Consider the following 12,077-nt stretch of genomic DNA (forward strand, 5'->3'; position numbering starts at 1 on the left):
GTCTCCAGGTGAATCGTCCTACGCCGTTTCCAGCAGGACCGGTATCAATTCAGGCGCGTTTGCCGGCGGCAGTTGAAAGAAGAACGACGCCTCGCCAAACGCAGGTCGTAACTGATCGAACCAGGTCGCAAGCGGATCGAAGCGCGCATAAAAGGTGCGCAATACCCACTGCGGATTGCGGGCCTGGAGGAACTGCAGCACGAAGACCTTTTCCCCGGCGACCACCTCAATGCCGTTGATCAACACCTTGCCGTAGAAGGTGCTCATGGACGGTCCGCGCACCGTGCGCGCCAGCCCTGACACGGTCCTGTAGGCCGCCTGGAAAATCTCGAACGCCCGCGCCAGCGGCATCGCGAAGTAGTGGCTGGGCCCGGTATCGCGCTCGACGAACATGTAATAGGGCACCGCCCCAAGCCGCACGCCTTCGGTCCATAACGCAGCCCAGTCGGCGGGGTTTTCGTTGATGTGGCGGATCACCGGCGCCTGCATGCGCAAAGTCGCGCCGGTCGAGCGGATTCGCTCGATGGCCTGACGGGCAATGTCCTGGCGGATCTCCACCGGATGGTTGTAATGGCCCATCACCGACAGGTGCTTGCCGGCTGCAACGATGCGCTCAAACAGCTCCAGCAGCTGCGGCGCATCCTTGTCGCTGACAAAACGTTGCGGCCAGTACGCCACGGCTTTGGTGCCGATACGAATGCTCTTGAGGTGCGGCAGCGCGAGCAAGGGCTCGATGTAACCTGCCAGCGACCGGGTGTTCATGATCATCGGATCGCCCCCGGTGATCAGCACGTCGGTAACCTCGGTGTGCACCCGCAGGTAATTCACCAGCTCCTGTGATTCACGCGCGTTGAACTTGAGCTCTTCCTCGCCGATGAACTGTGCCCAGCGGAAACAGAAGGTGCAGTAGGCGTGACAGGTCTGCCCGGCGCCGGGGAAAAACAGCACGGTCTCGCGGTACTTGTGCTGCAGGCCCGGCAGGACTTTTGCGTCGAGAGTTGCTGCGTTGTGCGTGAGTTGCCCGGCCGGATGCGGATTCATGCGCAGCCAGATCGCTTCGATCCGCCGCTTGATGGCGACGGCATCGTCGCGCTCGATCAACTGCTTGAGCGACGCATATTCTTCGGGCAGCAACATGTCCTTGTGCGGGAAGGTCAGGCGGAACATCGGATCGTCCGGAATGTTGTTCCAGTCGATCAACGTGCCCAGCACGTATTCGTTGGTTCTAAACGGCATGACCCGCGCCACCACGTCCATGGCTTCCTGCAACGCGGGTGTCAGTTTCTGCCAATACGGCGTGTCGCGTATGGTGCGTGAGTTGTAGGCTTTGTATCGTTCTTGCTCCAGTCCTTGCATGGCAGCGCTCCTGGTGATTGCCTCACGAAATCCGGGTGATTCAAGGGGCAATGGCTGGCGCTACGCGCTCCATGTCCATCCATGCGCGAACACTGTCGCGGTCCCACTGTCGACGGACGTAGGTCACCAAACGTTCAGGCACCGGATCACCGTTGGCCACCAGGCGGTTGAGCATGATCGCCAGATCGGTGTCGGCGATGCTCCAGTTGCCGAACAGATGATCGGCACCCTCCTCCAGCAACTGCTCGGCGACGAAGAACAACCGGGCGACCGCGGCCTGGGCGTCGTCGGACAGCGCGGTGTTCTTTTTGCCGAAGTAAATGAGATCAGCCGGGCGCTCCTTGCGGATCACCAGCAGGTCACTGCGCAACCAGGCTTGTAGCTGACGGGCACGGGCACGTTGCTGGATGCCTTGGGGATACAACTTTGGATGCCCGGGCGCGAGTTCTTCGAGGTATTCGCCAATGGCGGAAGATTCCGAGAGGGCAAAACCTTCGTGCACGAGGGTCGGGATCTTGCAGGTCAACGACACATTACGGTAACTGGCTTGATAGTTCTCACGCGCTTTTAAATCCAGCGTGACAAGTTCAAATGAAAGTTGCTTTTCCTTTAGCGCCACAAATGCCGACATCGCAAAGGCGCTGACAAAATCGGCGCCAACATACAACTTCAACTTTGAACTTTCCATAGAACGCTCCCTTGCATTAAGCACAATAATCCGTTGCCTTGGGAGCGATCGTATTTAGATGGTTAAAGTCTGAACAGATACAGAAATTATCTGTTTATACGGATACAGAAAATGTCTGCCAATAACAAAAAGGGAGTCGGCGAATGCGGACTCCCTGGCAGGCAGCGGGGCAAAACTGGGCGGGGGGAAATCAGGCCACGGCGTCTGTTGAGCTGGAGAGCTGGGCGATTTGCGGCATGTTGCTCAGGTTGAGCATAGCCAGTGGCTGGGTGGCGCTGGTGTTGACGAAACCGTGCCGGGTCCAGGCGGGCACCAGCAGGACATCACCCTGGCTGACGCTGACTGCATCGGCATCCCCCAGGGTCAGCGCGCCACTGCCGCACTGGATGATGAACAGGTGCCACCACGAATGGGCATGGCCATTGAGTGCCGTACCGGGCTTCAACCATTGCATGGACACCGCCATCCCTGGCGTCAGCTTGCAGCCTTCGACACTGTTGTCATGAGCCAGCGCGACGATATCGATCTCGCTGGATCCCAGACTGCGGCGAATGTCGGCCAGTTCGCTGTCCTTCCAGACTTTGGCACTGATCGGTGGATTAGCCAGGCTCTGGCGAAAATCCTTATACGAAAAAAAACCACCTTTTGTGTTATTCATCTGTAGACACCGACTTATTATCGACTCAAGTGACAAGACACTAGGCGAACAATCAGTCACTGTAAAGCCAGGCAACTAACACTTATATAACCGACGGCCGAAGCGCCACAATCATGTCAACTTCAACAGCCGCATTCTTCGGTAACTGATACACCCCGACCGTGGTGCGGGTATGTTTTCCGGCATCGCCCAGCACGTGGCTGAAGACATCCGATGCACCGTTGGCCACCTCGCTGAGGTCAACGAAATCCGCGGTGCATTTTACGTAGACCGTGATGCGAATCAGCGACTTGATCTTGTCCAGAGAGCCGATGGTGTCGACGATCAGCGCCAGGCCACGCATGGCACTGATGCTGGCCGCTGCCTGGGCGTCCGCCATGCCGAGCTCCAAGCCTACCCGGCCCGGATACTGGATCCTGCCGTTCGTGCGCGGCACCAGGCCACTGACGTACAGCTCATCGTGATGCCTCACCAGCGGCGAGTAATGCCCGCCCACGGTGTTCTCTCCGTAAATGTCGTAGTCGAGTTCCTTTGCCAGGGCAATGAAGCGTTCATCACAAGACATTTTTGTTTGCACAATCATCTGAACCGATCCTCTTGTCCCAAAACTTGATATACCGACGACTCAACCCACGGCTCTCGCCGGTGCCGCCAGTGCGGTGATTTCGACACGCGACTCGATGGCTTCGGCAAGGCGCAACAGGTTGGCGCTGAGTGCCGCGTAGTCTTCGTCGAACAGCACGATGTGGCCGATAAAAGAGGTGTTGTCCCTCACCAGGGCGGTGACCGAATCACCGAGTCGTTTGCTGTACAGCGCCTCGACCAGTTGAATGTTCATCTCCCGGGCCAGCGCGTCGATGTCCGGTAACGAGCGCAACAAACCACCGGCCGGCGCCCGCAACAGGCGGATGCCGCAATAACCACGCGCCACTGGATCGTGAGGCTCGACCGTGCCTTCGACGGCCCACCTGACCCAGCGCTCCCAGGGATCGAAGTCGACGAATGCCAACCGCGCCAGGTCCCAGATATGCATGCCGCCGGGGCGCATGTTGGTTTCCACTGCCGAGGTCAGGCCGTCGCTGCGCAGGAAGATTTCGTTGTGATAGGCGCCGTTGTCCAGCGACACCAGTCCGGCCATATGTCGGCCGGCAGCAGCCAGGCGGGCCTGGACATCCGTGGCCAGCGGCGCCGGTACGACTTGCTGGATCTCTGCCCGATAGGCACCTTCGGTGGTGGTTTTCTCAGTGACCCAGGTGCTGCCCGCCACATAATCCCAGCTATATTCCCGGGCGTTCTGAATCAACTCCTCGAGGACAATGCCACCCTCGCGGTAGGGTTTGAGCGCCTGCCAAACCTCATCGCATTCGGACGGATGATGAATCACCCGGCAGCCCCGGCTCGCCCCTTCGCATGCCGGCTTGATGAACGCTTTACCGCCCAGCTCGACCACCCGCTGGCGCAGCTCGCCAAGGCTTTCGACCCGAGCGGAGAACACCGGGCGGTAACCCTGTGGCGCATGGTCGACCGCCACTTCGAGCTGGCGAAAGATTTGTTTGTCCAGGCCCGCCCGTGCCTCGCCGGAGGTAATGCCAGGCAAGCCGAAATGGGTCGCCAAGGCCGCCCCCAGCAGCACGCCACGGTCGGAAAACGGCAGGACGCCTATCAGCTTCCAGTGGTCGACGCCCAGGCAACCGGCCACCAGATCCACCGAGTCGGCGATGTCCTGCGTCGCCATCGAGGCCGTGCAGACGTGATCCGCCACCTGGTCGTCATCGGCCTGGATCCGTTCGACGACCAGGATCAGCCGGGCGTTATAGAGCGCCTTGCAAAGGTCGCGCAGCTTGCGGATATCGTGTACCCGATTGCCGTTGTACCCGACCACTACTACGCATGACGTCGTATTCATGAAGCCTCCGACCTGTGGAGAAGAAAGATGCAGACGTTCAGTCATGCAGCGACGCAATGGATTTACGGTTGAACCAGTACCACGCCAGGATGCCCGCAGCTCCGATGGCAGCCAGCAACAACGCGTTGTACGGCATCGGCACTACCCGCATGACGAGCACCGTCAGCCCGGCGCCGATGCCCAGGGAGACTTCCTTGATGAACATGTTGTTTTGCTTGACCGAGAAGTAGTCGAGGTAGCTGAACGCACATTCGGCGAGGGACAGCAGCGCCACCCAGATCAGCGCGCCGGCCAGGGTTTGGACGTGGAACGCCGCCGGTGACGACAGCACCGCAAAACCGCCGGCAATGATCCCGATCACCGCCAGTACCTTGAAGCGCCCGGTGCGCTCGATCAGCTTCATCATCGGCACCTGGGCAAACACCACCACGGCGCTGTTGAGTATCAGCATCAGGCCGTACCAGGCGGGCAACTCACCGGTTTCCAGGAGGATTGCCTGCGGCAGGATCGAGAACACGCCAAACAACTTGATGCCCATGATGATGCCGGCGATCACCCACGGCAGTTTGTTGCGCCAGCCGCTGCCATCAACGGTGACCGGGCTCGTCACCGCCGGCTGGGAGGTGAAGGTCGCACCCGCCGCGATCGGCAGGCACAGCAGGACGAACGCCGCCGCACCGAGGAAGAACATGCTCGGAGTGAGCAGCGGTGAAAGCAGGATCAGCCCGGCGAGCAGGCTGCCCATGTTCATCGCCACGCGGTTGTACGCCGCGCCTTCCTTGGTTTGCGCCGCTTCGCTCTTGATCAGGTAGCCGGCAATCGCAATGCCGTAGGCGAACAACGCCGCGGCGAACATCACCACACCCTGGTTGCTGGTAACGGCCAACAACACCAGGCCAAGGGCCGCGCACGTCAGGGTCACGCTCAGGGAACGCCGGCCCAGCACCAGCAAGGTCAACGGCAAGAGCAACAGCAACGCCCGATACCCGAGGGCGAGGATGCTGTTGGTGGCCGTATCGAGCCACACGTTGGCCTTGCCCAGTACTGCGAACAGCGACACCGCCGTGATGATGCGGATCAGGAACAGCCGGACGTTGATCACCGGCTTGGCGACGGCCGCCGTTGTTTGAACGCTCATGCAACACCTCTGGAACCAGCGATTGTCCAGGCGACGAGCGCCGACAATCTGGGTAGTCTGTGAGGTGATGGTAGAGAGAGCCGTTTGTTTTCATCAGAGTAAGTTCGTATAGAATCAAACGAACTTTACTGCCAAAAGGACCAGTAAAATGCAGGTTCAGCGCGCTGTGATCGCCGCCTTCGAGTTCCAGCCGGGGGTGCCGCTGGTCCAGCAGATCGTCGATCAATTGTCGGTAGCGATCAGTCAGGGCGGGCTGCCTCATGGCTCGCGACTGCCGCCGATTCGCGAACTTTCCGAGTTGATGAACGTGGGCAAATCCACGGTAGTCGATGCGCTGGACCGACTACGGGCCAAGGGACTGGTGGTGTCGCGCCAAGGTTCGGGGCATTACGTGCACCGCTCCACGCTGACGATCAAGACCGATGCCGGCCCCGACCTGCAACCCCAGGACACCCTGAGCGTGGTGCGTCGCGCCGTGCTGCAGGACACCGGCGCCCTGCGCCCCGGCGCCGGCTTCTTGCCTTCGTCCTGGCTGCCCGCCGAAGAATTGCTCAAGGCCGTGCGCGGCACCTTGCGCGCCGCATCGCTGCAGATGGGCGAATACGGCGTCGCCGCCGGCTACGTGCCATTGCGTGAGGCACTGCGCGTCAAACTGGCGGCCATCGGCATCGAGGTCCCGCTGGACCAGATCGTGACCACGGCCAATACCGTGCAGGCCATCGACATGCTGATGCGCCTGCTGGTCAAACCCGGCGACACGGTGCTGCTCGACGACCCCTGCTACATCACCATGCACACCAACCTGGCGTTGCACGGCGCCCGGGTCATCACCATTCCACGCAGTGCCGACGGCATGGACATGGAGGCCTTCGAGCATTTGGTGAGCAGCCAGCGCCCCGTGCTCTACCTGACCAACAACGTTCTTCACAACCCGACCAGCCACTCGTTCTCCCCGGCCCAGGTGTATCGCTTGCTGGAGTTGAGCCATCGTTATGGCTTCCACATCGTCGAAGACGATTTGTATTGCGACCTGCAACAGCGCATGACCCCGCGCCTGGCCGCAGGCGGGCTGGACAACGTCACGTACATCTCCGGTTTCTCCAAGACCCTGACGGCCAACAGCCGCGTCAGCTTCGCCGTGCTGTCGCCACAACTGGCGGCCCGGATGGTCACCCTGAAAATGGCCTGCGGCGGCATGACGTCGGAACTGGCCGAACAGATCGTCTGCACCATGCTCAGCGATGGCAGCTACGCCAAGCACACCCGTCGCACCTTGGACCGGCTCTACGAATCGAGCAGTCGCGTGTCCGGCTGGCTGATCGAGGCCGGCTGCTCGGTGTCATCACGACCCCATGAAGGCCTGTACATCTGGACGCGCCTGCCCGATGGGCTGCATGCCGAAACACTCGCGCTCAAAGGCATGGACATCGACCTGGTCCTGGCCCCCGGCACCTTACTGAGCAAGGCCCCGCAGGCGAGCCAGTTCATGCGGTTCAATGTGGCGCACAGTGATAATTTCCAGGTGCGGGAGCGGTTTTTTCGGTTGCTCGACCGTTAAGAGCCCTGGGCGATGGCGGCGCCCCACGATAAAACAATCCCCGTGGACGTTCATTCCCGGCATTTTCGCCCAGCCGCGGACTTGCTGCATCGCAACTACACTTAGCGCTCCACCTCTGGAGACGCGCCCAATGACCTCATCCATTCATTGGAATACGCCCACGCTGACCGTCACCGATCCTCGCCAATTGCACGTGGCGAGCGTGGCCTATTACCGGGGCAAGGACAGCGATCCTGCGCAAACGCGCACCGAGCGACAGGCTTACGACGCTGCCGGGCGAATACGCGCGCGATGGGATGCGCGGCTAGGGGCGCTGGAAGGTGAGTCCGGCACGCCCAATCAGCGCCGGCACCTCAGCCTGTCCGGCCAGGTACTGAACCTCGACAGCGTGGATGCCGGCTGGTGCGCAGAGCTGTTCGGCAGCGGCGGCCAGGTACAGGAGCGTTGGGATGGGCGCGGCGCCTTTCGGCAGATCACTTACGACCCACTGATGCGTCCGCTCAGCGTGCATGAACAGTTGCCACCCGCTGCGCCCAGGTGCGTCGAACGCTTTACTTATGCCGGCAGCGACGACTCGAACAATTGCCGGGGCCGGCTGGTCCGCCACGATGACACCGCCGGTAAAAGGCTATTCGTTCACTATGACGTATCCGGGCGCAACGTTGCGCAGACCCAACAGTTGCTCAAGGAGCTCGATTCACCCGACTGGCCTGCCTCGTTGGCCGAGCGCGATGCGTTATTGGAGCCGGGCCCGCCGTTTCTCACGCAATGGCGCCACGATGCGTTGGGCGCGGTGCTCAGCCAGGTCGACGCCGCCGGCAACGAGCAGTGTTTTTCTTACGACGTTGCGGGGCAACTGGCACACGTTGACCTCATCCCGCAGGGCGAAGCCAGGCAAGTCGTCATCAGCGACACCCGTTACAACGTCGCGGGCCAGATCGAATCCCAAACGACCGGCAATCGAGTCACCACCCAGACGATTTATGAGGCCGATAGCGGTCGCCTGGTGCACCTGCATACGGCACGTCCCGACAAGGTCCTCCAGGACCTGCACATGACCCAGGACCCCGTGGGTAACGTGTTGAGCATTGAAGACAAGGCGCAACCGACCCAGTGGTTTGACGCGCAGCAGATCGACCCGGTGAACACGTACCAGTACGACAGCCTCGATCAGCTAGTGCAGGCAACGGGCCGGGAAAGCGTGTTGGCCTCCATCCAACCGGGCCTGCCGGAATTGGTCGTACCGGGTGCGGGCGACGCCAGTCGCCTGCGCAATTATCGGCAGCTCTATACCTACGACGCCGCTGGCAATATGTGCACGCTCAAGCACGGTGATGCGCCAACACGAGTGATGAAGATCGCCGCACACAGCAATCGCAGCCTGTACATGGCCGATGCGAGCAACCCGCCGGACCTGGACACCAGTTTTGACCTCAACGGCAATCTGCTGTGCCTGGAGGGGACACAGGGTTTGATGTGGGACGCCCGCAATCAACTGCAACGCGTGACCCAGGTGACCCGCGACAGCGGCGATGATGAGCACGTGTTCGTCTACCACGGTGACGGCCAGCGTGTCCGCAAGATAAGCGTCAAGCAGGCGAAGGCCGCCGTGCATGTCGCGCAAGTCGTCTACCTGCCGGGGTTGGAGATCCGACGCGACACCGCCACCGGCGAGGTGCTGCACGTCATTTCGGTGCAAACCGGGCGCGGCCGGATGCAACAACTGCAATGGCGGGAAAACGGTCGTCGGGCCTTGCCGCCCGTGCAGTCGCGTTTCAGCGTCGACGATCACCTGGGCAGTTGCGCCCTGGAGCTCGATGAAGACGGCGAGGTGATCAGCCACGAGGGCTATTACCCCACAGGCGGCAGCGCGTGGTGGGCGGCCAAAAGCCAGACCCATGCCAGCGGCAAGACGATCCGTTATTCAGGCCGCGAACGAGATCCGACCGGGCTTTACTACTTTGACGCGCGCTATTACGCGCCGTGGCTCAATCGCTGGATCAACCCGGACCCGGCGGGGGATATCGACGGGCTGAACCTGTATCGGATGGTGCGCAACAATCCACTGCGCTTTCGTGACGTGGACGGCCGGAACCCTAGCGATTTCCAGGAAAATATTCATGATCTCCCGGGTGCTGATGAGCCTGGATATCCCAAGGATTCACGGCCATTCAGGCGCCGGGACCTGAGCATTGCTGACGCCCAGACTCGGCAGAAAGCCGTTGATGAGGAATTTACTCACAGCAGGGAAGGACAACATACCGTTTACTCTGCCTACAAACACGAGAGCGGAACGTACCGCTTCGAGAACGAATTCCTGTCAGGACGCTGGAGGCTGATGGAAAACTATCGGGCCCCTGATACCAAAGTCCATGCTACCGACGTGACGCTCGAACAGTACCGAATCATCTCGACGGCGAACGACTTCCATGGTGTCCTGCCCAAACTCATCGTTCGCTGGGACGTCAAGGATGAGTACGTAGCCTCGTTGCAGAAAGGTGGCAGTGAAGGCTTGCTCGATCGTTTCCTGGCCAGCAAGAATAATGGGCGGTCTACCCAACGGATTCTGGATGCGCTTGGCCTGCAAGCGACCGCCATCGAGATCGTGGTCAGTCGAGATACCCAAAGGAAGGTGGATGTAAACTCGATTGCGATCACCGTTGCACCCAGTCGCAGGAAGTCGATGGAGACCTTACACAGGGAAAAATACGAGGCCCTCTACAGGGAAACCGAACGAGACTTGCGACGCATGGGTCGCCACCCGATATCCCGAGTAGCTCACAGCGCATGGCGCAGTGTGAAGAGAGCGTTCCTCTCCACGCCAGCCCAACGATCCCTGCGATAGGTGCGCCCATAAAAAAACCGCCCCTCTCAAGGGGCGGTTTTTTTCTCATGCAACTGACGCTTAGTGCGCGTACGTCAGCAGCAATTCGGTCGGCACTTTGAAGTCCAGGGACATCATCACGCTCAACGCGGTAATGGTGAAGATCGAGAACACGAACAGCTTGCGTGCCCAGACCGTGTCATCCACCGCTTTGTAGCCGGTCCAGGCCATGTACAACCAGTACATGCCCATGGCGGCGGCGACGGCGAGGTAGCTCATGCCGGCGTAGCCGCTGAAGGTCAGCATCAAGGTCGCCACGAGGAAGGCCAGGATGTAGAGCAGGATGTGCTTCTTCGCCGTCTGGATCCCGCGCTTCACAGGCAGCACCGGAATCGAGGCCGCCAGGTAGTCGTTGAAACGGAAGATCGCGATGGCGTAGGAATGCGGCATCTGCCACAGGCTGAACATCACCAGCAGGGTCAGCGCGGCCATGTCGAAGGTGTTGCTCACCGCGACGTAGCCGATCACCGGCGGCATCGCTCCCGACAGACTGCCCACCAGCGTGCCGTGAACCGACTTGCGCTTGAGGTACAGGCTGTAGAAGCCGACGTAGATGATGAAGCCGATCACGGCAAACAATGCTGCCAGTGGATTGGCCACGGTGTAGAGCAACGCTACGCCGGCGACACCCAGGATGGTCGCGTAAACCAGCGCCAGTTTCAGGGAAATGAGACCCTGGACCAGCGCCCGGTTCTTGGTGCGTTCCATCTTGACGTCGATGTCGCGGTCGATGCAGTTGTTGAACACGCAACCGGAAGCCACCACCAACGAAGTACCGATCATGGCCGCCAGGAACACCGCCAGATCGACATGGCCCTTAGAGGCCAGGAAAAATCCGCCTGCCACTGAAAGCACGTTACCGAAAATGATCCCCGGTTTGGTGATTTGGATAAAGTGCTTCAAGGACATGCGGACTTACCTCACTTCGCCATCATGAACGTGTGGATGCTGAACATGATCCACAGCGACAGGCCAACCAGCAGGACAATCACGATCGCGGCAAACACAAAGGCAATCACGTTGTTACGCTGCGCCTGCGAACGGTCCAGGTGCAGGAAGTACACCAGGTGCACCAGCACCTGGATCACGGCGAACGCCAGGACGATCATCAGCGTGATCGACTTCGGCAGTGTCGGGTACATCACCAGACCGAACGGGATCAGGGTCAGGATCACCGACAGGATGAAGCCAATGGCGTAGGACTTGACGCTGCCGTGGCCGGCTTCGTCGTGGCCATTGTGGGAGTGAGCTGGGTTAGCCATTTACATAGTCCCCATCAGGTAAACAACGGTGAATACGCAGATCCAGACCACGTCCAGGAAGTGCCAGAACAGGCTCAGGCAGCTCAGACGGGTCTTGTTGGTCGCCGTCAGGCCTTTCTTCTGGACCTGGTACATCATGATCGCCATCCAGATCAGACCGCTGGTCACGTGCAGACCGTGGGTACCGACCAGGGTGAAGAAGCCGGACAGGAAGCCGGAACGGCTAGGGCCGTAGCCTTCGGAGATCAGCAGGTGGAACTCGTTGATCTCCATGCCGATAAAGCCCAGGCCGAACAGGAAGGTCATGCCCAACCAGCCCAGCACCTGCTTCTTGTTGCCACGGAAGAACGCCAGCATGGCGAAGCCGTAGGTGATCGAACTGAACAGCAGCAGAGCGGTTTCGCCCAGTACATATGGCAGTTCGAAGATGTCGTGGCCCGACGGGCCACCCGCTACGTTGTTAACCAGTACCGCGTATACCGCGAAGATCGACGCAAACAGAATGCAGTCGGTCATCAGGTAGAGCCAGAAACCGAATACGGTCATCTCGCCCGAGTCGTGGTGATGGTCATCGTGCCCATGTTCATCGACATGGGTGTGTCCAGCATTGGTCACTAAGTTCGACAT

General features: G+C 60.3%; 11 protein-coding genes. 2 read left to right on the forward strand and 9 right to left on the reverse strand.

The genetic code is table 11. The features are described 5' to 3' along the window. Positions 1-18: 18 nt before the first annotated feature. The 6 genes from AB4N33_RS17125 to AB4N33_RS17150 form a co-directional block, all read right to left on the reverse strand. The gene (locus tag AB4N33_RS17125) at positions 19-1,356 is read right to left on the reverse strand and encodes a KamA family radical SAM protein (RefSeq protein WP_476457831.1); all 1,338 of its coding nucleotides are present in this window, start codon (positions 1,354-1,356) and stop codon (positions 19-21) included. Between the two features lie 40 nt (positions 1,357-1,396). Next, on the reverse strand, positions 1,397-2,044 hold the full coding sequence (gene yfcF, locus AB4N33_RS17130) for a glutathione transferase (RefSeq protein WP_476457832.1): 648 nt from the start codon (positions 2,042-2,044) through the stop codon (positions 1,397-1,399). 190 nt (positions 2,045-2,234) lie between these two features. Then, a complete protein-coding gene (locus AB4N33_RS17135) occupies positions 2,235-2,702 on the reverse strand; it encodes a cupin domain-containing protein (RefSeq protein ID WP_476457833.1) in 468 nt (155 codons plus the stop codon). 82 nt (positions 2,703-2,784) lie between these two features. After that, complete coding sequence (locus AB4N33_RS17140; RefSeq protein ID WP_460140231.1) at positions 2,785-3,285, reverse strand: RidA family protein; 501 nt, start codon at positions 3,283-3,285, stop codon at positions 2,785-2,787. Positions 3,286-3,327: 42 nt separating this feature from the next. After that, a complete protein-coding gene (locus AB4N33_RS17145) occupies positions 3,328-4,608 on the reverse strand; it encodes a biotin carboxylase (protein WP_476457834.1) in 1,281 nt (426 codons plus the stop codon). 37 nt (positions 4,609-4,645) lie between these two features. Beyond that, positions 4,646-5,746, reverse strand: a complete 1,101-nt coding sequence (locus AB4N33_RS17150) for a hypothetical protein (RefSeq protein WP_476457835.1) — start codon at positions 5,744-5,746, stop codon at positions 4,646-4,648. Between the two features lie 148 nt (positions 5,747-5,894). Here AB4N33_RS17150 and AB4N33_RS17155 point away from each other — a divergent pair, with 148 nt between their 5' ends. Both AB4N33_RS17155 and AB4N33_RS17160 read left to right on the forward strand, forming a co-directional pair. After that, positions 5,895-7,304 (forward strand): aminotransferase-like domain-containing protein, encoded by a 1,410-nt coding sequence (locus AB4N33_RS17155; RefSeq protein WP_476457836.1) that lies wholly within the window; start codon positions 5,895-5,897, stop codon positions 7,302-7,304. Positions 7,305-7,434: 130 nt separating this feature from the next. Further along, on the forward strand, positions 7,435-10,149 hold the full coding sequence (locus tag AB4N33_RS17160) for an RHS repeat domain-containing protein (RefSeq protein ID WP_476457837.1): 2,715 nt from the start codon (positions 7,435-7,437) through the stop codon (positions 10,147-10,149). A 60-nt stretch (positions 10,150-10,209) separates the two neighbouring features. On the opposite strand, the gene cyoE is transcribed toward AB4N33_RS17160, so the two are convergent. The 3 genes from cyoE to AB4N33_RS17175 are packed head-to-tail and all read right to left on the reverse strand — an operon-like array spanning position 10,210 to position 12,077. After that, a complete protein-coding gene (gene cyoE / locus AB4N33_RS17165; protein ID WP_460117868.1) occupies positions 10,210-11,097 on the reverse strand; it encodes a heme o synthase in 888 nt (295 codons plus the stop codon). Positions 11,098-11,108: 11 nt separating this feature from the next. Continuing rightward, positions 11,109-11,450: a cytochrome o ubiquinol oxidase subunit IV gene (gene cyoD / locus AB4N33_RS17170; protein ID WP_368557154.1), complete on the reverse strand. Its 342-nt coding sequence runs from the start codon at positions 11,448-11,450 to the stop codon at positions 11,109-11,111. Then, entirely contained in the window at positions 11,451-12,077 is a 627-nt protein-coding gene (locus tag AB4N33_RS17175) for a cytochrome o ubiquinol oxidase subunit III (RefSeq protein ID WP_460117870.1), read from the reverse strand. It abuts the gene before it with no gap.

The organism is Pseudomonas sp. S1_E05, assembly GCF_056337105.1.